The 25,901-nt window shown below is 66.4% G+C and carries 20 protein-coding genes and 2 riboswitches; of the genes, 9 read left to right on the forward strand and 11 right to left on the reverse strand.

The window, feature by feature from the left end:
* Positions 1-7: 7 nt before the first annotated feature.
* The 4 genes from N792_RS03935 to N792_RS03950 form a co-directional block, all read right to left on the reverse strand.
* On the reverse strand, positions 8-397 hold the full coding sequence (locus tag N792_RS03935) for a DUF423 domain-containing protein (protein WP_036192991.1): 390 nt from the start codon (positions 395-397) through the stop codon (positions 8-10).
* A 168-nt stretch (positions 398-565) separates the two neighbouring features.
* The gene (locus N792_RS03940; protein ID WP_036192727.1) at positions 566-1,726 is read right to left on the reverse strand and encodes a polyketide cyclase; all 1,161 of its coding nucleotides are present in this window, start codon (positions 1,724-1,726) and stop codon (positions 566-568) included.
* 271 nt (positions 1,727-1,997) lie between these two features.
* Positions 1,998-2,636, reverse strand: coding sequence for a response regulator (locus N792_RS03945; RefSeq protein WP_036192993.1), 639 nt, complete (start codon positions 2,634-2,636; stop codon positions 1,998-2,000).
* A gap of 47 nt (positions 2,637-2,683) precedes the next feature.
* Positions 2,684-3,892 carry a sensor histidine kinase gene (locus N792_RS03950; RefSeq protein ID WP_036192728.1) on the reverse strand — a complete coding sequence of 403 codons (1,209 nt, stop codon included), beginning with the start codon at positions 3,890-3,892 and terminating at the stop codon, positions 2,684-2,686.
* Between the two features lie 170 nt (positions 3,893-4,062).
* On the opposite strand from N792_RS03950, the gene N792_RS03955 reads away from it, so the two are divergent.
* From N792_RS03955 to N792_RS03980, 6 genes are all read left to right on the forward strand, one after another.
* Complete coding sequence (locus N792_RS03955) at positions 4,063-4,668, forward strand: GNAT family N-acetyltransferase (RefSeq protein WP_036192729.1); 606 nt, start codon at positions 4,063-4,065, stop codon at positions 4,666-4,668.
* Between the two features lie 11 nt (positions 4,669-4,679).
* Positions 4,680-5,453, forward strand: a complete 774-nt coding sequence (gene minC, locus N792_RS03960; RefSeq protein WP_036192730.1) for a septum site-determining protein MinC — start codon at positions 4,680-4,682, stop codon at positions 5,451-5,453.
* A 156-nt stretch (positions 5,454-5,609) separates the two neighbouring features.
* Entirely contained in the window at positions 5,610-6,419 is an 810-nt protein-coding gene (gene minD, locus N792_RS03965) for a septum site-determining protein MinD (RefSeq protein ID WP_036192995.1), read from the forward strand.
* Between the two features lie 2 nt (positions 6,420-6,421).
* Positions 6,422-6,688 carry a cell division topological specificity factor MinE gene (gene minE, locus N792_RS03970; protein ID WP_036192731.1) on the forward strand — a complete coding sequence of 89 codons (267 nt, stop codon included), beginning with the start codon at positions 6,422-6,424 and terminating at the stop codon, positions 6,686-6,688.
* Between the two features lie 133 nt (positions 6,689-6,821).
* Positions 6,822-7,313 (forward strand): hypothetical protein, encoded by a 492-nt coding sequence (locus tag N792_RS03975; RefSeq protein ID WP_052103469.1) that lies wholly within the window; start codon positions 6,822-6,824, stop codon positions 7,311-7,313.
* Positions 7,314-7,547: 234 nt separating this feature from the next.
* Entirely contained in the window at positions 7,548-9,581 is a 2,034-nt protein-coding gene (locus N792_RS03980; protein WP_036192732.1) for a M2 family metallopeptidase, read from the forward strand.
* A 187-nt stretch (positions 9,582-9,768) separates the two neighbouring features.
* Here N792_RS03980 and N792_RS03985 read toward each other — a convergent pair whose 3' ends face one another.
* Positions 9,769-11,031 (reverse strand): multidrug effflux MFS transporter, encoded by a 1,263-nt coding sequence (locus N792_RS03985; protein WP_052103420.1) that lies wholly within the window; start codon positions 11,029-11,031, stop codon positions 9,769-9,771.
* 325 nt (positions 11,032-11,356) lie between these two features.
* Here N792_RS03985 and N792_RS03990 point away from each other — a divergent pair, with 325 nt between their 5' ends.
* The 3 genes from N792_RS03990 (at position 11,357) to N792_RS04000 (ending at position 17,669) form a co-directional block, all read left to right on the forward strand.
* Positions 11,357-11,827: a YehS family protein gene (locus tag N792_RS03990; RefSeq protein WP_036192733.1), complete on the forward strand. Its 471-nt coding sequence runs from the start codon at positions 11,357-11,359 to the stop codon at positions 11,825-11,827.
* 745 nt (positions 11,828-12,572) lie between these two features.
* A riboswitch (glycine riboswitch) is annotated at positions 12,573-12,672 on the forward strand.
* A riboswitch (glycine riboswitch) is annotated at positions 12,673-12,767 on the forward strand.
* A gap of 119 nt (positions 12,768-12,886) precedes the next feature.
* A complete protein-coding gene (gene gcvP, locus N792_RS03995; RefSeq protein WP_036192734.1) occupies positions 12,887-15,796 on the forward strand; it encodes an aminomethyl-transferring glycine dehydrogenase in 2,910 nt (969 codons plus the stop codon).
* A 376-nt stretch (positions 15,797-16,172) separates the two neighbouring features.
* On the forward strand, positions 16,173-17,669 hold the full coding sequence (locus N792_RS04000; protein ID WP_224743914.1) for an ArnT family glycosyltransferase: 1,497 nt from the start codon (positions 16,173-16,175) through the stop codon (positions 17,667-17,669).
* A 33-nt stretch (positions 17,670-17,702) separates the two neighbouring features.
* Here N792_RS04000 and N792_RS04005 read toward each other — a convergent pair whose 3' ends face one another.
* The 6 genes from N792_RS04005 to N792_RS04030 all read right to left on the reverse strand — a co-directional run bounded on the left by N792_RS04005 (position 17,703) and on the right by N792_RS04030 (position 25,901).
* Positions 17,703-18,119, reverse strand: a complete 417-nt coding sequence (locus N792_RS04005) for a VOC family protein (protein ID WP_036192735.1) — start codon at positions 18,117-18,119, stop codon at positions 17,703-17,705.
* A 258-nt stretch (positions 18,120-18,377) separates the two neighbouring features.
* A complete protein-coding gene (locus tag N792_RS04010) occupies positions 18,378-20,174 on the reverse strand; it encodes a GmrSD restriction endonuclease domain-containing protein (RefSeq protein WP_036192736.1) in 1,797 nt (598 codons plus the stop codon).
* Between the two features lie 20 nt (positions 20,175-20,194).
* Positions 20,195-23,659 carry a DEAD/DEAH box helicase family protein gene (locus N792_RS04015; protein ID WP_036192737.1) on the reverse strand — a complete coding sequence of 1,155 codons (3,465 nt, stop codon included), beginning with the start codon at positions 23,657-23,659 and terminating at the stop codon, positions 20,195-20,197.
* A gap of 108 nt (positions 23,660-23,767) precedes the next feature.
* The gene (locus N792_RS04020; RefSeq protein WP_156969286.1) at positions 23,768-24,412 is read right to left on the reverse strand and encodes a hypothetical protein; all 645 of its coding nucleotides are present in this window, start codon (positions 24,410-24,412) and stop codon (positions 23,768-23,770) included.
* On the reverse strand, positions 24,412-24,828 hold the full coding sequence (locus tag N792_RS04025; RefSeq protein ID WP_156969287.1) for a hypothetical protein: 417 nt from the start codon (positions 24,826-24,828) through the stop codon (positions 24,412-24,414). The genes N792_RS04020 and N792_RS04025 overlap by 1 nt, the downstream gene beginning before the upstream one ends.
* 83 nt (positions 24,829-24,911) lie before the next feature.
* A complete protein-coding gene (locus N792_RS04030; RefSeq protein ID WP_036192740.1) occupies positions 24,912-25,901 on the reverse strand; it encodes a Fic family protein in 990 nt (329 codons plus the stop codon).

Here is a 25,901-nt window from a genome sequence, read left to right on the forward strand (position 1 = left end):
CTACGCCTCAGGACCTGACCGAGTCGGCCGCCCACAGCAGCCACGACAGGATCATCAGGCCGCCGCCAAAGGGAGCCAGCGCGGTCGGCGCACCAAACAGGTATGCACCCACCAGGCTGCCGGAGAACAACAACGTGCCCAGCAGCAGGCCGGCCAGCGCAAACTTCCCGAACCGTCGCGCCGCGTGCGGCGCCAAGGCCGCCAGCGCGATACCGTGACCGAACGCAAACCACGCCGCCGATTGCAGCCGCGCCTGCGCGTCCGGCTCCACGACATGGGCGGCATAGGCCGCCAGCGCCACCGACCCGGCCGCTAGCACGGCACCCGCGGCGACCAGTCCGCGTTGGCTCCCGGAGCGGTGATTCCGGGAGGTATATCCAGCGGCGGAGGGATCCATGGTGATCGGCACCGGCGGCAAGGGCAGAGGCGAAACGATAACAGCCCTCGACGACAACCGGTCTTCAATGACCGGTTCTCCAGCCGGCACGCACAAAAAAGCGCGCCGCGGAGATCCGCGGCGCGCCAGATGACTTACAAAGTGCTGGTGAAGTGGATCAATGCGCGATCAGCGCAGCGTCCAGTACACCTCGAACTCGCCATTCTCGGTGAAGGCCTTCTCGATCCCGCCGGTCCATGCCTCGTACGGGCGGCCAGCGGTCTCCAAGCCCTGGGTCATGACCCAGGCGCGCAAGGCGTCACGCACCTTCGGCAGGTTCGCCATGTGGCCGGTGAACGGCGTCATCGCGACCTTCGCCGGCTCCTCGTACACATGCTCCACCGGACCTTCCAGCTTGATGTTGAGTTTGCCGGCAGGCGCAGGGGCGGCATCGGCGGCCGCAATCTCGGCCGCTTCGGCCGCGTTGCCTTCCGCGGCAGTGTCGGTCGTGGTCTCGCTCGCACGCGGGCTGTTGCCTGCCTTGCGGACCGGCATGGCGACGTCGAACGCGTAGGTTTCCGCACCGAACTCGTTGGTGATGATGCGGACCGGACCGGCAGCTTCGAGGTTGTTGGCCTTCATGACCTTCTCGATCCACTGCATGTTGTTCTTCATCGTCCGCTCGACGACGTCGTTGTTGCGCTCCACCGCCGCGCTGACCACCAGCAGGTTCTCGGCCGGACGCTCCATGAACTTCGGCGCCTTGGACGGATCGTCCTTGCTCAACTCGGTGTAGTCGTAGTTCGGCACCGCGGCCAGCATGTTGCTCAGCCGGCCCAGGCTCATCTTCATGCTGTCGCCCATGCCGCTGCTGACGTACATGCCGGCATAACGGCCGAACAGGTTCATGCCGTAGTCCACGTCATAGGTCTGGGTGATCTTGACGTTGCGCTTGTTGCGACCGGTCGGCTCGAGCTTGAAGGTGGTGACCTTGTTCTTGCCCGGCTCCTTGTTGGTGATCTCGAAGGTCACGCTCTGCCCGGGCTTGGCGTCAACCAGCTTCCAGCTGCCGCTGCCGACGGACCGTTCCTTGGAGCTGTAATCCAGCTGCGCACCGACGCCCGACTTCGGGCCGCTCACCTTGATGTCCATGGCCGGATCGTGCAGCGGCAGCACGTTCCAGTGGGTGAAGCGCGCAAAGCTGTCAAGGGTGTCGTAAACAATCGTCATCTTGCGGTTGGTCTCCACCGACTGCTCGATATGCCGGTGCGAGGGCAGCAGGAAGCCGACGATGACGAACAGTGCGGCGACGATCGCCAGCGAGATCAGGAGTTCATAAAGACGGGTCATACAAGTTCTCTCCAGGGCCGGACCCGGAACGGGACGAGGGCGCAGACCGGCAATCCTAACAAGGAAACGGGGTTCGCCGCAGCCTCTGCGGCATGCGCAATTCGGGCATTTGCGCCCACTTGCACCAGTTGCGGCTCAATGGCCTTCCACACAGCCGGCGTACGGTCGCGCACGCCGAGCCTGGATAGGGTGAGCGAGCGCGGACTGCGCGCCACTGGCGCGCGCGGTCGTGAACGCCCGGCGCGCTGCGCCGGGTCGGGCATCCTGCCCATCAGACCAGCTGCAACTCAAAGGCTTTCAATACGGCCCGGGTACGGTCGCGCACGCCGAGCTTGGACAGGATGTTGGACACGTGGTTCTTGATCGTGCCTTCGGCCACGCCCAGCGAGTTGGCGATCTCCTTGTTGGAAAATCCGCCCGCCATCAGTCGCAGGATTTCGGTCTCGCGGTCGGTCAGCGGGTCGGGCCGGTCGAGGCTGACGAACTCGTTGCGCATGTGCTCCAGGCCGGACAACAGGCGCTGGCTCATCGCCGGCTGCACCAGCGACCCGCCGTTGGCGACGGTCTGGATCGCCCCCACCAGTTGCTCCAGCGAGACGTCCTTGAGCATGTAGCCTTTCGCGCCGGCCTTGATCCCGGCCAGCACCATCTGGTCGTCGTCGAAGGTGGTCAGGATGATGGTCGGCGGCAACTCGCCGCTGGCGGCCAGCGCCTGCAGGGCCTCCAGTCCCGACATCACCGGCATCCGCATGTCCATCAGCACCACGTCGGGGCGGACCTGCGGAATCATCTCGATCGCCTGCTTGCCGTCGCTGGCCTCGGCTACCACCTCGATGCCGTCGGCCAGCGAGAGCAGCGAGCGCACGCCCTGGCGGACCAGGGTCTGGTCATCGACGAGCAACACCGTTATCGATTTGCCGGATTTCCCGGCCTTGCCCGGATCGGTCGCATTGGCAATCACGCGTCAACTCCTTCACTGGCAGCGGCCGCAGCCGCCGAAACCGGCAACGCAAGATGCAGCTTGAAGCCTGCCTGCGGCCGGGTGTCTATGCTCAACTCGCCGCCGTATTCGACCAGGCGCTCGCGCATGCCGCGCAAGCCGTTGCCGATGACCACCTGGCTGGCACCGCGACCGTCGTCGTGGGCGTTCATCAGGATACGCCCCCGCTCGCGACGCAAACGGATCCACAGGTGCCGGGCACCCGCATGGCGCACCACATTGGTGATGATCTCCTGGGTGCAGCGCAGCAGCACCTGCGCGCGCTCGGGATCGTCCAGCAGCAACGGCTCGTCGATCGCCATCTGGATATCCAGGCCGGGGACGTTCTCGGCCAGCGGCCTCAGTGCCGACGCCACGTCGATCGCCCCGCCCGCGCGCAACTGGCTGACCGCCTCGCGCACATCGGTCAGCAGCAGCCGCGCCAGGGTGTGGGCCTGGTTGACGTGCTCCAGCGCCCGGCCTTCGGTCAGGTGACCCGCCACTTCGAGATTCAGGCTCAACGCGGTCAGGTGGTGCCCGAGCAGGTCGTGCAGTTCACGCGAAATGCGGGTGCGCTCGTTGACCCGGGCGCTCTCGGCCAGCAGCAGCCGGGTGGCCTGCAACTCGGCATTGAGCCGCCGCTGCTCCTCACGCGCCTGCGCCTGCTGCATCGCCACCAGCGCAGTGACGAACACGAAACTGGAAAAACCCGCATACAACAGCGACTGCATCGCCGCAATCAGCACCGGCATGCCCCACGGCGGGCTGACGAACACCGGGATGACCGCCAGGTTGCTGAACACCAGCCAGGCCACCCCGATCCGCAGCGGCAGCAACCAGGGCAGCAGGCCGGCCATGACCATCAACAGCACGCTGCCCAGACCGCTGCCGGAAAAATAGCTGACCCCGATCGCGCAGCCGGTCAGCACCAGCAGCAACACGTGATCGAACCAGGTGCGGCGATGCTGCCCCAGCGAGCGGGTGATCCACCAGTACACGCCGCCGAAGCTCAGGTAGACCGCCAGCCAGCGACCGACCAACAGGTTGAAGGCCTCTTCCTCGCCCGGAGCGCCACCCTGGATCGTGGCGGGCTCAAGGAAGATCGAGAACAGCCAGAAACCGACCATCCCCCAGGTGAAAAGGCCGGCGTAACGCAACATTCGGCTGTGGTTAAGGCGAGTCAGCATCACCGCATGCTACCGGCATCGCGATGCCGCAGGGGACGTCGAAAGTCATGCTGAATGCGCCTTTGCGACCGGGCCGACGGACGTGCCGATGTCGCCCGGCCCCTGCCCCCGTGCGATAATTGCAGGGCTGCGCGGCATCGCGCGACGTGACAAAACCCCTGGAGCCCGGAATGTCGATCGTTGTCCGCGACGTGCTTGAGCACGAGCTGGATTCCGTCCTAGCCCTCAACAACGCTGCCGGCCCGGCAATCCTGCCGCTGGATGCCGCGCGACTGCGGCATTTTTACGAGACCGCGGAATACTTCCGCGTTGCCGAACGTGACGGCACCCTGGCCGGGTTCCTGATCGGTGTGGGCGGCCATGCCGACCATGACAGCAGCAACTTCCGCTGGTTCCGCGAGCGGCACCCGGCTTTCTTCTATATCGACCGCATCGTGGTGGCCAGCCGCCGTCGTGGCGGCGGTGTCGGGCGCGCGTTCTATGCCGATGCGCAGAGCTACGCCGAGCTGCGTTACCCGCAGATGGCCTGCGAGGTCTTCCTTGACGGCAGCAACGACCCGGTGCTGCTGTTCCACGGCAGCTTCGGCTTCCGCGAGGTCGGCCAGCACGTCATGGCCGACACCGGCATGCGGGCGGCAATGCTGATGAAGGAGCTGTGCAGCTACCCGTGGGTCAACCAGACCTACGGCAAGAACCTGCCCAACGTGCCGTGGACCGCCGCGCGCCAGCTGCCCGGCGACCAGCTCGCCGCGCGTCCGACCGGTACCGCCCTTTGAGCGCGGTCGCGATGGACTACGAACCGGCCGGCGAGCTCAAGATCGGCCAGGTCGGCATCGCCAACCTGCGCGTGCGCACCCTCGATGTCGCCAAACTCGCCGAAGAGATGCGCAGCCGGGTGCAGCGTGCGCCGAACCTGTTCCATCGGGGCGCGGTGGTGATCGACTTCGGCGGCCTCGCCCAGGTACCCGACGTGGCCACCGCCCGCGCCCTGATCGACGGCCTGCGCGAGGCCGGTGCGCTGCCGGTGGCACTGGCCTACGGCTCCAGCGATACCCAGCGCCTGGCCGAGGCGTTGGGCCTGCCCCTGCTGGCCAAGTTCCGCGCGCAGTACGAACGCACCGATACGGCAGCGCCGACCCCGGCCCCCGCCCAGGCCGAGCCGGCTCCTGCGCGCAAGGAGAAAGCACCCGCGGCGGCGGCGCCCGCCGTGACATCCGCCAGCGCCAGCCCCGGAATGATCCACGCGGCCCTGGTACGTTCGGGCCAGCAGATCTACGCCGACCAGCGCGACCTGACCGTTCTGACCGGCGTCGGTGCCGGCGCGGAAGTGATCGCCGACGGCTCGGTGCATATCTACGGCCCGTTGCGCGGCCGCGCGCTGGCCGGCGCCCAGGGCAACGAACAGGCACGCATCTTCTGCCGCGAGTTCCATGCCGAACTGGTCGCCATCGCAGGCCACTACAAGGTGCTTGAGGACATCCCCGCGGAGCTTCGCGGCAAGGCCGTGCAGGTGTGGTTGCAGGACGGGCAGCTGCACCTTGCCGCGCTGGATGCCCCATGAGCGAAAAACCGGGCATGCTGTCCCGTCCCGCCTCACCGCGCGCCGGCTCCATCGGTCGCGATCCGTGCCGCATCGCCCCCGCGACTGCTGCGCCGGTCCGCTCCCGCGCCGCTGGCGTTCCCCCTGTGCACCACCCATGAATTGGAGGATTTGAACTTGGCCGAAATCATCGTTGTCACTTCGGGCAAGGGAGGCGTCGGCAAGACCACCACCAGCGCCAGCCTCGCCTGCGGCCTCGCGCGCCGTGGCCACAAGGTCGCGATCATCGATTTCGACGTCGGCCTGCGCAACCTCGATCTGATCATGGGCTGCGAGCGTCGCGTCGTGTACGACTTCGTCAACGTGGTCAACGGCGAATCCAGCCTCAAGCAGTCGCTGATCAAGGACAAGCGCTTCGAGAACCTGTTCGTGCTGGCCGCCTCGCAGACCCGCGACAAGGATGCGCTGACCCTGGAAGGCGTGGAGAAGGTGCTCAACGAGCTGTCCGCCGACGGCTTCGACTACATCATCTGCGACTCCCCGGCCGGCATCGAGAAGGGCGCCTACCTGTCCATGTATTTCGCCGACCAGGCGCTGGTGGTGGTCAACCCGGAAGTCTCCTCGGTGCGCGATTCCGACCGCATCCTGGGCCTGCTGGCCTCCAAGACCCGCCGCGCCGAGAACGGCGAACGGGTCAAGGAACACCTGCTGCTGACCCGCTACAGCCCGAAGCGGGTCGAGACCGGCGAGATGCTCAGCATCGGCGACGTGGAGGAGATCCTCGGCCTGAAGACGATCGGCGTCATCCCCGAATCGACCGACGTGCTGAACGCCTCCAACAAGGGCGAGCCGGTGATCCTCGATACCGAGTCCGACGCCGCCCAGGCCTACGACGACGCGGTCGCCCGCCTGTTGGGCGACACCCGCCCGATGCGCTTCACGACCCCTGAGAAAAAGGGTTTCTTCAGCAAGATGTTCGGAGGTTAGCCATGGGTCTGTTCGATTTCCTGCTGGTCAAGAAGCAGACCGCCTCGGTCGCCAAGGACCGGTTGCGGATCATCGTCGCCCACGAGCGCGCCACCCGCGGAGGGCCGGACTACCTGCCGATGCTGCAGCGTGAACTGCTCGAGGTGATCCGCAAATACGTCAACGTGGATGTCGATGCGGTCAAGGTCGACCTGCTCAACGACGGCGACGACAAGGTGCTGGACATCTCGGTCTCGCTGCCGGAAAACGGCGTCGTCGCCAACGGCTGATCCGGCCGTCGTCCGTCCCGCTGCATCCCGGATGGGCCGCATTGCCGGCCCATCCTTTCCACCCGTCACGCAGGTCAGCGCCGACCCCCATCCAGCGGCGCACCCCGCACCGCTTCTGCCACTGCACGACCGCATGCTGACCCTGTCCGACATCGGCTTTGAATCGCCCACGCGCCTGCTGGCCGGCTACGGCCTGCAACTGGTCCGGGTGGCCGATGGCGAGCCCATTCCCGGCAGCTACTGGGGCGAATGCGAGGCCGGACTGATCGGCGAAACCGTCTACGCACGTGCCGACACGCCGGTGCATTCGTTGTTGCACGAAGCCGGCCACCTGATCGTTTTGCCGCCGGAACACCGCGCCGACGTGCACACCGACGCCACCGACTCGATCGAGGAAGAAGACGCGGTCTGCGTGCTGCAGGCCCTGCTGGGCGATGCCCTGCCCGGCGTCGGCCGCGCGCGCATCCTGGCGGACATGGATGCCTGGGGCTACACCTTCCGGCTCGGCTCCGCGCAGGCCTACTTCGACCACGATGCGGGCAGCGCCTGGCAGTGGCTGGCGGACCGCGGGCTGGTGGACCCGGATCGGCGCTGCCTGCTGCCGCCAGTCACCGCACCGGCCTGACGACGACCGTCGACAGCGCTCGCCCATTGCCCGCCCCGGTACCTTGGTCCGGCGTCTCCGCCCGGCCCGACATGGCGGGCGCCGCATCTCCCACCCCGTGCGGACAGTGCGGGCATCTCCCTTCCCTGCAACGGACGCGGGCTTCGCTGCCGCTTGCACCGCACCCGGGCGGCCTCTAGCCTTCGAGGCTTGGCGCCGCAACCGCGCCTGTCCATTTCCAGAAGGGGTCCACCCATGAAGCCGATCCGAGCATTGCTTGCGTTGGGCGTTGCCGCCGCCGTACTTGGCCTGGCCGCCTGCGACAAGGCACCCAGTCCGTCGCCCACCGCCACGCCCGCGGCCACCCAGGCGGCTGCCGCCGACGAGACCGCCGACCAGTTCATCGCCCGGGTCAACAGCGAGCTGAAGGCGATGTACCCGGAGCTGACCAAGCCGCAATGGCTGTCATCGACGTACATCAACGACGACACCGAATTCCTCGCCGCCAAGGCCAACGAGCGCTACCTGTCCCAGCTCAACCAGTGGATCGAGCAGGCCAAGCGCTTTGAAGGCCAGTCGATGACGCCCGCCACCGCGCGCGCGATCCACCTGCTGAAGCTGTCGACCGCGATGCCCGCCCCGACCGATCCGGCCAAGCTGGCCGAGCTGGCCCGGATCGCCAGCAAGATGGAAGGCGCCTATGGCGCCGGCGAGTACTGCAAGGGCGAAGGCGATGCCAAGAGCTGCCGCCAGCTGGGCGCGCTCGAGGACGTGCTGCGCAGCAGCCGCGACTACGACGCGCAACTGGATGCGTGGCGCGGCTGGCACACGATCTCGCAGCCGATGCGCAAGGATTACGTCCGTTTCGTCGAACTGGTGAACGAGGGCGCCGACGAGATGGGCTTCGCCGATGCCGGCGAGATGTGGCGTTCGGGCTACGACATGAGCCCGGTCGAACTGGCTGCCGAAACCGACCGCCTGTGGGGCCAGGTCAAGCCGCTCTACGAGCAGCTGCACTGCTACACCCGCACCCGCCTGGACGCCAAGTACGGCAAGGACAAGGGCGAGGTCGCCGGCGGCATGCTGCCCGCCCACCTGATGGGCAACATGTGGCAGCAGGACTGGAGCAACCTGTGGGATCTCCTGGCGCCGTACCGGAATGCCGGCAGCCTGGACATCAGCGCCACGCTGGACTCGCGCTACCGGCAGATCCACGCCCAGAAGCTGGCCCAGTCCACCGGTGACCGGAGCCCTGCGGCACTGGCCCAGCTCGAAGAGGACGCCAAGGACGCCTCCGCACGCCAGATGACCAAGCGCGCCGAGGACTTCTATGTCTCGCTCGGCATGGCCAAGCTGCCGGACAGCTACTGGCAGAAGACCCAGTTCATCAAGCCGCGCGACCGCGACGTGGTCTGCCACGCCAGCGCGTGGGACATGAACATGGAAGGCGACGTGCGCACCAAGATGTGCATCAAGCCCAACGAGGAAGACTTCACCACGGTCTACCACGAGCTCGGCCACGTGTATTACTACCTGGCCTACAACGACCTGCCGCCGCTGTTCCAGACCGGCGCGCACGACGGCTTCCACGAAGCGATCGGCGACACCATCGTGCTGGCGATGACGCCCAGATACCTGGAGTCGATCGGCCTGGTCGCCGCGCAGGAGCAAAACGAGGAAGCGCTGATCAACGCGCAGATGCGGATGGCGTTGGCGAAGGTCGCGTTCCTGCCGTTCGGGCTGATGATCGACCGCTGGCGCTGGGGCGTGTTCGACGGCTCGATCAAGCCCGACGAGTACAACAAGGCGTGGTGGGAGCTGAAGGCGAGGTACCAGGGCGTGGCCCCGGTGCAGACGCGCGGCGAGGAGTTCTTCGATCCGGGCGCGAAGTACCACGTGCCGGGCAACACCCCGTACACCCGCTACTTCCTGTCGCACGTATTGCAGTTCCAGTTCTACAAGTCGCTGTGCGATGCCGCCGGTTACACCGGCCCGCTGAACGAGTGCAGCTTCTACGGCAACAAGGCGGCCGGCGAGAAACTGCAGGCGATGCTGAGCAAGGGCGCCAGCCAGCCCTGGCAGCAGACGCTGAAAGAGCTGACCGGCGGCGAGACGATGGACGCCAGCGCGGTGCTGGAATACTTCGCGTCGTTGCAGACATGGCTGACGCAGCAGAACGAAGGCCAGACCTGCGGCTGGCAGGCGAGCGCGGCCACGCCGGCGGCCACCCCGGCCGCGGCCCCGACCGTCACCCCGGCCAAACCGGAAGTACCCGCCGCCGGCGCCTGAGCCACGGCCACCTGCCCGCCCTCGCACCATGGGCGGGAAGCACACACGGAAAAGCCGGCGCAAGCCGGCTTTTTCCTTTCCGGCGGCCCGGGTTTCCGGCGCGGCCGGGCCGAGGCCTACGCGCCGCCGTTCGCGGCGTTCGTCGCCGGTATCGACGCGCGGCTTGGCGCGGTACCGCCGCGACGGTCTAGAGTGACTCGCCCGGACCGACCCCCACCTCGCCAGCAGCGCCCGCCAAGGGCCGCGATGCCAGCGCCTCCCAGCGCCAGAACAGCCAGCCCAGCACGGTCATGCAGCCGGCCGCGATCGCCAGCGACAGCCCGCTGCCGCTCAGCCAGGGCGAGACCACGCCGGCGATCAGCGCGTTGCTCACCAGCGTGGTGAACGCCTGCATCGACGACGCCCCGCCGCGCTGACGCGGATACATGTCCAGGATCGCCAGGGTCAGGATCGGAAACACCAGCGCGATGCCGAATGCCATCATGCTCATCGGGATCACCGCCCACGGCAGTTGCAGCTCGTCGGTCCACAGGTTGTAGGACACGTTGACGACCGCCGCCAGCATCGACACCCCGAACCCGATCGCCACCAGCGTGGCCCCGCGGATCCGGCCCGCGGACCGCCCCGACACCCATGCCCCGAGCACCATCCCGCTGATGGTCGGCACGAAGAACCAGCCGAACTGGCGTTCATTCAGATGCAGCATGTCCAGCACGAACGCGGGCGCTGAAGCGATGTACAGGAACAGCGCGCCAAAGTTGAACGTCGCCGACGCCGCCAGCCGCTGGAACCGCGGGTTGCGCATGATCGCCACGTAATTGCGTACCAGCCGCCGCGGCGACAGCGTCAGGCGCGCCTCCACCGGATGCGTTTCCGGCAGCGCCCGCCAGACCGCCAGCATCAGCAGCAGCGAAAACCCCACCAGGAACCAGAAGATGCCCGGCCATCGGCCCCAGCCCAGGATCCAGCCGCCGATGATCGGCGCGATCGCCGGCGCGATGCCGAAGATCATCGACACCTGGCTCATCAGCCGCTGCGCATCGTCGCCGTGCAGCACGTCACGGATCACCGCGCGTCCGACGATCAGCCCCACGCCCGACGACAGGCCCTGCACCGCGCGGAATGCCAGCAGCGTGGTCAGGTCGGTCGACAGCGCACAGCCCACCGACGCCAGCGTGAACACCGTCAGCCCGCCGAGGATGATCCGGCGCCGTCCCAGCGCATCCGACAACGGCCCGTGCAGCAGGCTGGCCAGGGCATACGCCGCCAGATACACGCTGATGGTCTGCTGCATCGCCAGCTTGTCCGCGCCCAGCTGCGCGCCCATCGCCGGGAACGCCGGGAACATCGTGTCGATCGCGAACGGCCCGAACATCGCCAGCCCGCCCAGCAACAGGGCCAGGCGGCGAAACGACAAGGGCGAAGCGGCGGAGGCAGTGCGTGCGGACATCGGTCGGGAACCCTGGCGGGTTCCGGGAGCGGGGAACCGCGGCGGACAGGATAACAACCGCCGGAAATCGACATCGACGCACGTCCGGTTTCCGCCCCGCACGCCCCGGCATCGGCGCGTGGCCATCTCCTGCCTCGACCCGACCGCCGTTTTCGGTCGGCCGGCCAAAAATGCCAAGATGCGCGCGAGCCGACCACCACCCGTCGCGCCGATACTGACCGGCCCGATCCGGCCACACCGGGACGGGACCGCTTTCGGCCCACCCACTGAAGCCCTGCACTGCCACCTGCACTGCCACCTGCACTGACCCCCGCACTGGACCCCCATGATCAACAACGATGTACTGCGCAGCATCCGTTACATGCTCGACCTCAGCGACGGCAAGATGATCGAACTGGTCCAACTGGCCGATCCGGATTTCCCGATCGAGAAGGCCGACATGGACGCCTTCCTGAAGAAAGAGGACGAAGCCGGCTTCGTGGCTTGCAACGACCGCGTACTCGCGCGTTTCCTGGACGGGCTGGTGCTCCACTTCCGCGGCCGCGACGACAGCCTGCCGCCGCGGCCGGTGGAAAAGCGCGTCACCAACAACGTGGTGCTCAAAAAGCTGCGCGTCGCGTTCCAGCTCAAGGACGTGGACATGCACCAGGTGTTCGCCGAGGCCGGCTTCCCGATCTCAAAACCGGAACTGACCGCCCTGTTCCGCCAGCCCGGCCACAAGCATTTCCGGCTGTGCGGCGACCAGCTGCTGCGCAACTTCCTGAAAGGCCTGACCCTGCGCCTGCGCGGCGACTGAGCATGGCCCGGCCCCGGCGCACCCCGGGCCAGACCACTCCCACGGCAACCGGCAACCGGCAGCCGGCAGCCGGCAGCCGGCAATATGAAATCCGTCGTTGGGTAGACGTCAATTGCCACCCCGCGGTAAACGTGGCCGGACTCGACGGGTCGCGGCTGAAGCCGCTCCTACGGGCGGATTGGCATTACGAACAGCTCCTGTAGGAGCGGCGTCAGCCGCGAACGCGTTGGAAATGACGCTGCGATGACGATCGATTCCGCTGTTGATGCGGCAGCGGTCACAGCTTCCCCACGCTGGCCCCGATAGTCCGTTCGCGGCTGACGCCGCTCCCACGGACGCGGATTGGCGTTACCAAGAGCTCCTGTAGGAGCGGCGTCAGCCGCGAACGCGTTGAAAATGACACTGCGATGACGATCGATTCCGCTGTTGCTGCGCCAGCGGTCACAGCTTCCCCACGCTGGCCCCGATAGTCCGTTCGCGGCTGACGCCGCTCCCACGGACGCGGATTGGCGTTACCAAGAGCTCCTGTAGGAGCGGCGTCAGCCGCGAACGCGTTGAAAATGACACTGCGATGACGATCGATTCCGCTGTTGCTGCGCCAGCGGTCACAGCTTCCCCACGCTGGCCCCGATAGTCCGTTCGCGGCTGACGCCGCTCCTACGGAGGCCGATGGAGGCCCTGCCGGGCGGATGGGACTGCGGGGCCATTGGGCCACCACCCCGCAAACGCTTATAATCGCGGCTGTATTCATCCGGTGGGAGAAGCGGCCCAAGCCTCCACAGGCCTGGCCGCTGCCGAAGGCGCAACGCCCGTAATCGCTCAGGCCCCCGTACCGCCGGATGTGACAACTCTGGAGAGACCGGTTCAAACCGGCGCCGAAGGTGCACGGAGCGCGAGTCATCGCGCTTCAAACTCTCAGGCAAAAGGACAGAGGGGCGAGCGGGGATTTCCAGTGGCGCAAGCCACGAGCCCGCAAGCGCCCGTCGGCCGTGAGGCCGCCGGGCGGGAATGCCCTTTCCGCGGTCACGCACCGCACGCAGCCTTTCGGACGCCCCTGCCATGAGCCACCACACTTCCCCCTCCCTGCGCGCGCTTGAGCACCACGATGCGTTCGTCGAGCGCCATATCGGCCCCAACGATGCCGAGGTCGCGCAGATGCTGCGCGTGGTCGGCCACGAGTCGCTGGAAGCCTTCACCGATGCGATCGTGCCCGAGTCGATCCGCACCCATGACCCGCTGACACTGCCCGAAGCGGTCACCGAGGTCGATGCGCTGGCGCAGATCCGCGAGATCGCCGACCGCAACCAGGTCTTCCGCAGCTTCATCGGCCAGGGCTATTACGGCACCCACACGCCCAACGTGATCCTGCGCAACATCCTCGAGAACCCGGGCTGGTACACCGCCTACACGCCCTACCAGGCCGAGATCTCGCAGGGCCGGATGGAAGCGCTGATCAACTTCCAGACCATGTGTGCCGAGCTGACCGGCATGGAGATCGCCAACGCCTCGCTGCTCGACGAGGCCACCGCGGCAGCCGAGGCGATGACCCTGGCGCGCCGCTCCAGCCGCGCCAAGAGCAACGTGTTCTTCGTCTCCAGCGGCGTGCACCCGCAGACCCTGGAAGTGCTGCGCACGCGCGCCGAGCCGCTCGAGATCGAGCTGGTGATCGGCGACGACGCCCAGGCCGCCGACACCGATGCGTTCGGCGTGCTGCTGCAATACCCCGACACCTTCGGTCGCGCCAACGACTACGCCGCGCTGGCCGAGACCGTGCACGCGCGCGGCGGCATCGTCACCGTGGCGGTCGACCTGCTGGCGCTGACCCTGCTGGCCTCGCCGGGCGACTGGGGCGCGGACATCGTGGTCGGCAACACCCAGCGTTTCGGCGTGCCGTTCGGCTTCGGCGGCCCGCACGCCGCGTTCATGGCCTGCCGCGACGCCTACAAGCGCTCGATGCCGGGCCGCCTGATCGGCGTGTCGGTCGATGCCGAGGGCAACCCCGCCTACCGCCTGACCCTGCAGACCCGCGAGCAGCACATCCGCCGCGAGAAGGCGACCAGCAACATCTGCACCGCGCAGGTGCTGCTGGCGGTGATGGCGTCGATGTACGCCGTCTACCACGGTCCCGAGGGCCTGATCCGCATCGCCCGCCGCACCCACCGCCTGACCGCGATCCTGGCCGCCGAGCTGCGCAAGGCCGGCATCACCGTCAGCGACGGCTTCTTCGACACCCTGCATGTCACCGGCGTGGACGCCGCCACCCTGCACCAGCGCGCCCATCACGCCCGCATCAACCTGCGCGCGATCGACGCCGACAGCATCGGCATCAGCTTCGACGAGACCACCACCCGCGCGGACGTGATCGCCGTCGCCGGCCTGTTCGGCATCGAGATCGACGACATCGACGCCCTCGACGCGGCCACCGCGGACGCCTTGCCGGCCGCCCTGCTGCGCGAGTCGAAGTTCCTGACCCACCCGGTGTTCAACACCCACCACAGCGAGCACGAGCTGCTGCGCTACATGCGCGGCCTGTCCGACAAGGACCTGGCGCTGGATCGCACCATGATCCCGCTGGGCAGCTGCACGATGAAGCTCAACGCGACCGCCGAGATGATCCCGGTCACCTGGCCCGAGTTCGCCAACATCCATCCGCTGGCGCCGGCCGAGCAGGCCACCGGCTACAAGGAGCTGATCGACGGGCTGGAAGCGATGCTGGTGGAGATCACCGGCTACGACGCGGTCAGCCTGCAGCCCAACTCCGGCGCGCAGGGCGAGTACGCCGGCCTGCTGGCGATCCGCGCCTGGCACCACGCCAACGGCCAGCACCAGCGCGACATCTGCCTGATCCCCGAGTCCGCCCACGGCACCAACCCGGCGTCCTCGCAGCTGTGCGGGATGAAGGTGGTGGTGACCCGCTGCGACGCCAACGGCAACGTCGATGTCGAGGACATCCGCGCCAAGGCCGAGCAGTACTCCGACCGCCTGGCCGCGATCATGATGACCTACCCGTCCACCCACGGCGTGTTCGAGGAGGACGTGGTCGAGATCTGCGAGATCGTCCACGCCCACGGCGGCCAGGTGTACACCGACGGCGCCAACATGAACGCCCTGGTCGGGCTGGCCAAGCCCGGCAAGTGGGGCTCGGACGTGTCCCACCTCAACCTGCACAAGACCTTCTGCATCCCGCACGGCGGCGGCGGCCCGGGCGTCGGCCCGTGCGCGGTCAAGTCGCACCTGGCGCCGTACCTGCCCAAGGCGTTCGGCGACGGCATGCGCACGCAGGGCACCGGCGACGGCGCGATGGTGTCGGCGGCCAGCTTCGGCAGCGCCTCGATCCTGCCGATCAGCTGGATGTACATCACCCTGATGGGCCGCGAGGGCCTGCGCAAGGCGACCCAGATCGCGATGCTCAACGCGAACTACATCGCCAAGCGGCTGGAGCCGCACTACCCGACCCTGTACACCGGCCGCAACGGGCTGGTCGCGCACGAGTGCATCCTCGACCTGCGCCCGCTGGAGAAGGACACCGGCGTCAGCGCCGAGGACGTGGCCAAGCGACTGGTCGACTTCGGCTTCCACGCCCCGACCCTGAGCTTCCCGGTCGCCGGCACCTTGATGGTGGAGCCGACCGAGAGCGAATCGCTGCACGAGCTGGACCGCTTCATCAACGCGATGATCCAGATCCGCGAGGAGATCCGCGCGATCGCCGATGGCAAACTGGACCGCGAGGACAACCCGCTCAAGCACGCCCCGCATACCGCCGCGCAAGTGAGCGCCAGCGAGTGGACCCACGCCTACCCGCGCGAGCTGGCCGCGTTCCCGCTGGCGGTGCTGAAGCAGCAGAAGTACTGGCCGCCGGTCGCCCGCGTGGACAACGTCTACGGCGACAAGAACGTGTTCTGCAGCTGCGTGCCGATCAACGAGTACGAAGGCGAGATCGAAGCCTTCAGCGAGCCGATGGTGTCGTGACCGCGATGTCGTGACCGCGATGCCGTAAGCGGTGATGTCGTAAGCGGTGATGTCCTAAGCCGCGATATCACCGCCGCGCTGCCGCAAGCCGGCAACCACGCGTCACACTGGAACGACGAAGCCCCGCGCAGTGCGGGGCTTTGTCGTTCTCGTGGCCGGCGACCTCTCCGATCCGGCGCGACCCGTCGCGGACATCGGATCGGCGCCTGGCACTTCCCACGGCCGCGATCGAGGCTGAAAATCACCGCACCGCAGCCGTCGCAACCAGGCTCCACCGGCCGCGCACGGTTTCACCCGGGCGCCATCAATGGCCTGCTTCCCTTCCTTCCGACGTGCCCATCCATGAACGCGTGCACCGCGCACGCCGGAGCCGGCCTTGAGCCACGACACCGCACGCTGGAACCGGAACGGCCTGTGGATCGCCGCGCTGGCGCTGGTGCTGGCGTTCGCGTTCCTGGGCAGCCGTGGCATCTGGGACCCGGACGAAGGCCGCTACACCAACGTCGCCGTCAACATGCTCGAAAGCGGCGACTGGCTGAACCCGCACCGCAACGTGGATATCGGCCACTGGACCAAGCCGCCGCTGACCTACTGGGCCGTGGCCGCCAGCATCGGCGCGTTCGGGCTGAACCCGTGGGCGGCGCGACTGCCGGTGGCGCTGTCCTACCTGCTGTGCGTGTGGCTGGCCTGGCGCCTCGCCCGGCGGCTGGCTCCCGGCACCCAGGCCACTGCGGCGATGGCGTTCGCGACCATGCTGCTGCCGTTCGGCGCCGCGCAGCTGGTCACCACCGACTTCATCCTGGTCGCCTGCGAGACGCTCGCGGTCTGGGCCTTCATCGAGGGCCGACGCGGTCCGGGCCGGCCGGAGCCGTGGATCGCGCTGATGTGGGCCGGCTTCGCCCTCGCCTTCCTGACCAAGGGCCCGCCCGGATTGCTGCCGCTGCTGGTGGTGCTGCTGTTCGACGGCCTGATGCCGGGCCGCCGGCGCGCCTTCCAGCTGACCGGCATCGCGCTGTTCGCCTTGCTGGCACTGCCCTGGTACGTGGCGGTGATGCTCGACAACCCCGGCCTGTTTGAATACCTCATCGGCGACGAGGTGGTGAACCGCGTCACCACCAACGAGTTCGGGCGCCACGGCCAGTGGTACGGCTGGGCGACGATCTACCTGCCGACCCTGGTGTTGGGCACGTTGCCGTGGACCCCCACGCTGTGGCGCTGGACGAAGGGACTGCCCGCCCGCCTGCGGCGCTGGCGCGATCCCGCCGCCCGCCACGACGACGCGGCGCTCGTGTTCCTGACCGCCTGGGTGCTGCTGCCGCTGCTGGTGTTCTGCCTGTCGCGCTCGCGGATGCCGCTGTACCTGCTGCCGCTGTTCGTGCCCCTGGCCCTGCTGGTCGCCGTCCAGCGCCACACGGAAGGACGACCGCTGCCGCCGTGGCCGCAGATGCTGGCCTGGGCGCTGGTGCTGATCGCCCTCCAGTTCGGCACCGCGATCTGGCCGACCCACAAGGACGCGTCCGCCTGGGCCCGCGAGATCCAGGCCCGCACCCCGGACCCGGTGCACGAGGTGATCTTCGTCGACGACATGGCCCGCTACGGCCTGCGCCTGCACCTGGATGCCGAGATCGAGAAGGTCAGCCTGGACCCGATCCCGCCCGGCACGCAGACACGCTTCAACCCGGTCAACGACGAGGACCTGGCGACCGAACTGGCCGAGGCCGCCGACGATCCCGGCGCGATCTGGATCTGCAAACAGGCGTTGTGGCCGCAGGTGCAGGCGCGGGTGGCCGATCACGGACACCGTGCCGAGAAACTGGGGACGCCCTACCGCGGCCGGGTGATCTTCCGCACCCGTCCCGCCGCGACTCCGTGACCGCCGGTACTGCGGGCGCAAACGCCCGCGCCCTCACTCCGCCGGCGGCCCCTTGAGCTCGACCCGGTTGCCTTCCGGATCGAACAGGTACTGCGACGGCCCCTGCCCCAGCGCCCCGTAGCGCGAACCGAACTCGCCCACGCGCACGCCATGCGCCTGCAGATGGGCAACGATGGCGTCGCGATCGAACGGCAGCACCTGCACGCACAGATGGTCCATGTTGTGGCCCTCCGCCCCCGGCGCCGCCCCGCCCATGCGTCCCAGCTCGCCCGCCACATCCACCAGGTCGATCAACGAATCCCCGGCGCGCAACTGCAGCAGGCCGATGTCGCACTGGCGTTTCTCCACCGTGCAGCCCAGCACGTCGCAATAGAACGCCTGCATCGCCGCCATGTCGCGCACGCGCAGGACGATGTGGTCGAGGCGTTGGAGGGTGAAGGGGATGGGCATGGGGAGCTCCAGCGACAGGAGAGGCGGACGGCGTGGGTGGCAACTCACCTGATCCTAGAGTTTCTTCGCCCAAGTCGCCCGCATCAGGCTCTCGTCTGTGTTGCGCGTGCAAGTGGTCAACGGAGGCTAATGCCGACGTTGGAAAGGCAGCGTCGAGATTGCGCCAGCGACCCATAACGGCTTTTTTCGTCGGCCCCGCGAATGCGGAAAATCCATGGACGTTCTGTACTAGGCGCTAAATGCCCGCCGTGTGGAGCGTCATAGACTCTCGTAGTAGGCCCGCATCTTGGCTGACATCATGCGCCGCCGTTTCGACAGGAAATCGGCATAGTCGGAGATATCCATTTCCACGACCGACTCTGGAATCGCGTGCATCGCCAGGTTGCCCGTCAGCTCATCGCGAGACGCGATGTTTCCGTAGCGACGCTTGCCGCCGCTGGCCTGATCCACAATCTCTCCGAAGTATTGCCGTGGCGCTTTGTTGCCAACCCCGATATTGATCTCGGTCTGCATGTAGACAAAGTTGCTGAGCTGGTTGTAGTCCCCGCGTTTGAAACCATTCTTCTTCAGGTAATCCTTCGGGAAGATGTGATGGATATCCCCGCGCAGCTCGACCAGATCAGACACGCGGATGTCGCGAGAAAGGAACCCCATATCTCCGGCCTTGACCTGTGACGCGATAAATGCCCAGAAGATCGGGCTGTTGGTCGAGCTTTTGCTGAGACTCTCCACGAGAGAGACTTCCCAGAACGCATCGGACAGGCTGCCCGCTTCCACGGTTGCCAGCACCTCGGCGAAATCGCGGGTGGCTATCGCCTTGATGTCGGATTCGAAGCGGGTCTCGAAAGCGCCTGACGAGCGCTCTGTCAGCACACCCATGACGAACCAGCGCCGGACGAAACGCTCAATGTCCTCGGGTCGGTGGCCCAGCGCGCGCAGCTTCAGGAAAACGATGTAGGCGAAGTTGATCGCGTTGCGCGAGCGGATCATGTGCGGGCGGATGAAACCTGCGGACCTGATGATCATCAGGAACCGTTTGAAGTTGGTTTCGTTCGCCAACCGCATGAAGCTGCTGCCGAGACGCTTGAACGAGTCGGCGGCGATCTCCTCCTCGTAGGTCCGCGCCTCGAAATTACGCCCCGAAAGCAGGCTCACCAGATCTGCAAGGCGGCCACGATTGAATTCCGAGGTGAACGCCACCCGCATGACGTCCACGTAGCTCGGGTCATAGAGGTCGTCATTCTCCTCCCTCATCCAGCGGATCGCGTTGTAGTAGTTGGTGTTGGCGAACTCCGCATCATTGCTGACCACCACGTCGTGGATCTCGGGAGAGACCGCCATGTGGCAGAAATAGTCGATGGCCTTTCGCAGGTTGGGACCGTCATAGCGGGTTTCCGCGGCAATCTTGGACATCGCGAAATCCGCCTGGCTCAGCACCACTCCCTTCGAGTTGATACGGATGAAGATCTCGGTCACCTCCTCGATGTCGAGGTCGTGCTCCAGCTCGATCATTCCCACCTGGCGCTTGGCGATGTTGGTGAGGTTCGTCATTGCCGCACCGACCTTGTCCGGGTCGGCGGAAGGATTGAGCTGCATATAGCGTGGGTGGGCCTGCAATAGCCCTTCGTGCCCACTGACCAACTGGGCGATATCCGGAATCCACTGGGCGTCACCGCGAATGGCGGGGTTCGAAACCTCGAACTTGTCGTGTAACGGGTGGAACGCAATGGTGATTCGCCCTTTCTCGTAGTGCTTGTTGAGCACCGGCTCACCGAGGATGGCGGCGCGCAAAGCGGTAATCCGTTGCTGGCCGTCGATCAGAATCTTCTTGCCGCTGGCGGTTTTTCCGTCTTTCGTGCGCACATCTGGGTTGCGCCACGCAATGACGTAACCGACCGGATATCCCTTGTAGAGCGAATCCATGAAGTCGCGGACGCGCGATGCAGTCCAAACGAAGGGGCGCTGGATTTCCGGGATAGCGATCTCACCGCTCTTGACCCAGTTGAGCAGCGACTCAACCAGATACTGGTTGACTGAGTATTTCTGCTTTTGCATGTGCTCCCCTTTGCACTTCGTCAGGCTGCTGCCCGTTGATTGATCTCCGACACGATCTGGAAGATCGCATCCGCGTCCGCATCCCCGAACGCGCCTTCCACGCCTTCGTAGTGGATGGCCGTGAACGGCGGTTCGTACAGTTGCCCCGGGTCCATGACGCCGCTGTGGGTCAGGCGGTCGATGACCATCTCCACGAAACGGATCTGCTGGACGGTGTAGCGGTTCTCGTCGAGGAAGTGGGCAAACGCCTCCTTGGCGGCGTTGCGGTCCAGGCCGACCAGCGAGCGGATGAACAACGTCAGCGGTCGCTCGCTGCCGTAGTGCTTCTCGAACGCGGCGCGGCCACCGACGACTTCTGCGCCGTACACGAACCGCTCCAGCTCCTCCAGGTCGGTGGGCGTCAGCGGCTTGTTGTGGCGCAGCTTGGCGATGGCGATATGGCTGTCGTTGGCGCGGATGTATGCCTCCACCTTGCGCTTGTACTGGGCCAGGTTGATGCCGGTGCTGAAGCTGTCCAGGCCGACTTCGCTGGCCTCGCCGATCTCGTCGGTCAGCACCGTGTACACCGGCGTGCTCGTCTTTTGGTCGACAAACTTGACCAGCTCCCGGATCTTCCGCCGTACCGTCTCGATCAGCGGCAGCGTGATGCCCTGCCAGAACGCCTCGGTCTGCAGCTCCTGGATCAACGCGAGCTGCGCCTTCACCGCCGGGATCGTGTCCTTGGTTTCCAGATCGCTCGCAATCCCGATCACCTTGTCACGCCAGGTGATGAAATCCCCGGTGGCCTTGATCAATGCCACCTGCAGGTTCACGCAGACCAGATCGAACAGCTTCGCCGTGATGTGTTCCGCCTCCTGCTCGCTGGGCAGGCCGGCCACGTGTTCGCGCAGCTCCACTATTGCGGTGTCGTCGAGCGCGTCCCACTGTCCGCGTTCGGCAAACCGGGTGACGTGCTCCAGTTCGGTGCGCACGATGAAGTTGTCGAGGTTCATCGCCGCAACCTCGCCGTGCAACTGATCGACCAAGGCATGCCGCAGCAAGGGCAGGCTTCCATAATCGGGCACGCCGTCGGCTGCCCACTTGGGCTTCTCGTCCGGGTCGGTCGGCAGCAGGGCCACCAGCTCGAGCCTGCGCTTGAACAGGCGCTTGCCCAAGGGCTCACTCACCGGCGCCACCGCACCGGCCGGATGCTCGTTGAAGTACTCGAAGTTCTGGCAGAAATCGAAGATGTGGAATTCGGTCTTGTCCTGCCCCGGTCCGAACAGCGCCGGGCACAGCCGGGTCCCCCGCCCGATCATCTGCAGGAACTTCACCTTCGAGCGCACCGCCTTGAAGAACACCAGGTTGACGATCTCGGGCACGTCGATACCGGTGTCCAGCATGTCCACCGAGATGGCGATCTGCGGCAGCCTGGCAACCCGGCTGAAATCGTCGATGAGGCTCTGCGCGTAGGTGACCGAGTGGGTGACCACCCGCGCGAACGCCCCCTTGTAATGCGGGTAATGGTGGTCGAAACGCTGGGCGATGAACTCGGCGTGCCGCTGGTTGACCGCGAAGATGATGGTCTTGCCGAGCGTGTCGCCGCCGTCAACTTTCAGCCCGTGCTCCATCAGGTGCTGGAGCATCAGGTCGACGGTGCTTTCGTTGAACAGCTGCTTGTTGACCTGCGAGGCATGGACCTCGTCGGGCAACTCGTCGTGCTCGCCCCAGTCCAGCGACTCCCAGTGCTCCTTTTCCTCGTCGCTCAGTTCGTCGTAGCGGATGCCCTCGCGCACGAACCGGATCGGCACCGAGTGCGCCTTCGGCGGTACCAGATAGCCGTCGGCGACGGCCTCATCCAGTCCGTAGGTATCGGTCGGCACGCCGGTTTCCAGCCCGAACAGGTGGTAGGTGTCGCGGTCCACCTCGTCGCGCGGTGTCGCGGTCAGGCCGACCAGGTAGCTGTCGAAGTAACGGAAGATCGCGCCGTACTTCTGGTACACGCTGCGGTGCGCCTCGTCGATGATGATCAGGTCGAAGTGGCCGACGCCGTACTTCCGGCGGTCACCCTGCATCTGTTCGATCAGGCCCATCATCGTCGGGTAGGTGGACAGGTAGACGCGCCCCTGCCCGTCCTTCTCGGTCACCAGGTTCACCGGGCTGGAATGCGGCAGGTGCTCCTTGAACGCCTTGGCTGCCTGGTTCACCAGCGCCACGCGGTCGGCGAGGAACAGCACCCGCTTGACCCAGTTGGCGCGCATCAGCAGCTCGACCAGCGCGATCGACATGCGGGTCTTGCCGGTGCCCGTCGCCATCGTCAGCAGGCCGGCGCGGCGGCCGGACGCAAGTGATTCGGCCATCGCCCGGATCGCGCGGAGCTGGTACTCGCGGCCGGCGATCTCCCGGTCGACCTTCAGCCCGCGCAGATCCTGCTGCAGGCTGCGCCGCTGGATCGCCAACTCCAGCTCCTCGCGGGTGTAGAAGCCCTGCACTTCGCGCGGCGGCGCACGGCGGTCGTCCCACAGCCAGGTCTTGTGGCCGTTGGTGTAGAAGATCAGCGGCCGCTGCCCCTTCATCCGCTCCAGGCAATCGGCGTACAGCTTGGCCTGCTGCCGGCCGACATCCGGGTCGGTGAACGTGCGCTTGGCCTCCACTACCGCCAGCGGCTTGCCGTCGCGGCCCCACAGCACGTAATCGACGAAACCTTCGCCCTTCTGGTTGGGCATGCCGGTGACCGGCACCTCGAACGACAGGTTGTCGCCGTCGATCCAGCCGGCCTCGCGCAACAGCACATCGATGAAGAACTTGCGGGTATCGGCCTCGTGGTAGTCGTGCCCATCCGGCACCGCGATGTTGGCGGTCTTGGCCTGGGCCAGCTCAGCCCGCGCCTGCGCCAGCCGGGCGTTGACCTCCGCCAGTGCGGCTTCGCGCTCGGCGAGGGTCGCGGCGGTCTCGGCAATGCGGGCCTCGCGTGCTTCGACCTCGGCGTGCTTGGTCTCGATCTGCTGGCGGAACTGCGCTTCCTGTTTCGCCAGCTCGTCGCGGGTGAAGCTGACCGCCTCGTCGGCGCGCACCAGATGCGGCACCTGCTTGTCGTCGAAACTGGCCTCGATGCTCTTCGGATCGCTGGCGCGGGTGTAGGTGCGCGCCAGCCAGAACAGCACGTGGAACAGCTCGCGCACCAGCCGCATCGCATCGCCACTGCCGATGCGTCCGCTGCCGTGCACGGCTTGGTTGCCGAGCTTCTGGATCAGCCGCGCCTTCTGGTGGATGTGCGGCGGCAGCAGTTGCTCGAATGCCGGCTGGGTCAGCAGCACCCCGAGGCTGTTGTCGTATGGCATCCGCAACGTAAGGTCATGCGCGTACAGCCAATGCACCGCCTGCTCGAGCGCATGGCGGGTGCGCATGCAGCAGGCGCGCGGATCGGAATGCACCAGTTGCTCGGCCCCACGCGCCGGCTCATAGATCGGCTTGAACTCGGCTCGCAGGAAGTTGAAGTTGGACATTGGACCCCCGGATCCTCTGGCATATTACCGACGAACGTCCCGTAGGCCGCAACAGAGTCCCGTGGAACAAGACGAAGCTGCTAGAGGGGCGCGGCTTGTCCCTGCGGCTTACCGATCTGGCAGTGCACCGAAGACCAGTTCGTAGGGCGTCTGTAGTCGCATCACCTCATCCCACTCATGCACGCTGATCTTCTTTGGCTGGCGAAGGCGCAGCGCACGCGCAGCCCTACTGCGCGCGGCCTCGCAACGCCTCAGCCATGCGTCGATAGCCTCGCCCTCGCGGCGGTCACCGCGACCTGGCAATTCATCCAAAGCGGCACCAATGTCCAGGTCACCAAGGTGAGGCTTGTCCGTCAGGTATGAACCGAACACCACTAAACACGTAACACGATGGTCATAGCTGTCCGAACGAGCATTGATCTCGCTTGCCTTCTCGACAACCTGGGCCAGCAGATTTTCGGCCTCGGCACGCGAGATACCGGGGGAGATCTTCGCCAGCGCGAGTTGGCCCAACTTTTGGCTGGCCACGTACCTGTCCGGGACTCCTTCAGCGATAGTGAAGACCCCGTCCGCAAGCATGGCTTGCAACACCGGGATGGACTCGCTGATAGGTGCACCCAGTGCCTTGCTGAAATCATCGATATCGAAGTCACACCTCGCGGCACCCAAGCCCCAGTCATGAATCTGGCGCGCGCAGTCGATCAACAGCGCCGGTGCGACTCCGTACATCGGTTGGCCGGGAAGAAGATGCATCACCCAGCCCCTTCATCGAACCAACGCAGCTCCCGCCAGAGACCATCGAGATGTCGGCGATACAGGTTGCCGTGTCGAAAGCCGATGCTGGTGGCACCCTTGGAACCCAACGTCCCATCCTTGCGCAAAACACGCCCTTCCAGCTCCCACATCCAACGCAGTTCCCAGGGAAGGCCATCGCGAAACGAAAACGACAGCACCTGCAATTCGTACTCGGCATCTTCCCGTTGGATCCGGACGACGCTGTACCGCTCCAGCCCGACTTCGCGCCTCCAGACATCCGCGGCCAATGAATCCATCTCCGCCCACACTGGCTGACGCCGCTGGGAGAAAGCCGCGTACCCTTTTCGTTCCGACTTGGGCAATTGCTCGTCTGAGCGGGATTGATCATTGATGCAATCCAGCTTGCGCAACATACGACGCGCCTTGGCGAGTTCGCCACGCCGCATCATCGCTTCGGGAAAGAACGGTCGAAACGTCGTTCGGCTACTCACAGCAATCACAGGACCTCCCAGTGCCCACTCTTTTTCGGGCCGAGGTAACGAAGTTTTCCCTCCGCCTGCAGTTTGGCGACAGCCCGCTCCACCGTGCGCAGGGAGCGGTCGATGACGCGCGATACCTCTGCGAGGGTGAGTTCTGGCTGCCGGCGCAGTACCGCGAGCACCTGCTCGGGCGTCCGCTCCCGCCGTTCTACCGGCGTTTTTACCGGCGCTTCTACCGCCATCTCTGCCGCGATCGCCTCGCCCAGACTGTCGTCGATCGCCTGCAGCATGAATTCGATGAAGCCGCTGCAGTCGCTGGATGCATCGGCCCGGGCCAGTTGCGCGTAATAGTCCTGCTGGCGGCTGCGGATGACCGTTTCCACCGGCAGCCAGGCCAGCATCGGCTGCCAGTGCGCCAGGATCAGGGTCTGCCACAGGCGCCCCATGCGGCCATTGCCGTCCGGGAACGGGTGGATGAACTCGAACTCGTAGTGGAACGCCGCCGAGGCGACCAGCGGGTGCGCGTCTGTTTTCCGCACCCAGCCCAGCAGGTCCTTGACCAGCGCCGACACACGACTGGCCGGCGGCGCCATGTGGAGCAGTTTGTCGCCGCGCCAGATGCCGACATCGCCGCCGCGCAGCTGGCCGGGACGGTCCACCAGACCGGCCATCAGCAGGCCATGGGCCTGCAGCAGGTCGCCCAGCCGGTGCGGTTGCCAGTGCTCCATCGCCTCGTAGGCGGCGAAGGCGTTGCGGATCTCCTGGATTTCCCTGGGCGAACCGAGCACCGGCTTGCCGGCCAGCACCGCGGTGACCTGCTCCACGCTCAACGTGTTCTGCTCGATCGCCAGCGAAGCCTGCAGAGTGCGGATGCGATTGCCGCGGCGCAGCGCCGGCACCAGCGCGCCCCGGTTGGCGGCCTTCCATGCGCCCAGCCGCTCGGCGATGTCCGCCACCAGCGCGGTCATGCGGTGGGTGAGCTGGAAGGGCGGCTGGTAGGCGGGCAT

It is taken from the genome of Lysobacter concretionis Ko07 = DSM 16239 (genome assembly GCF_000768345.1).
GTDB lineage: Bacteria > Pseudomonadota > Gammaproteobacteria > Xanthomonadales > Xanthomonadaceae > Novilysobacter > Novilysobacter concretionis.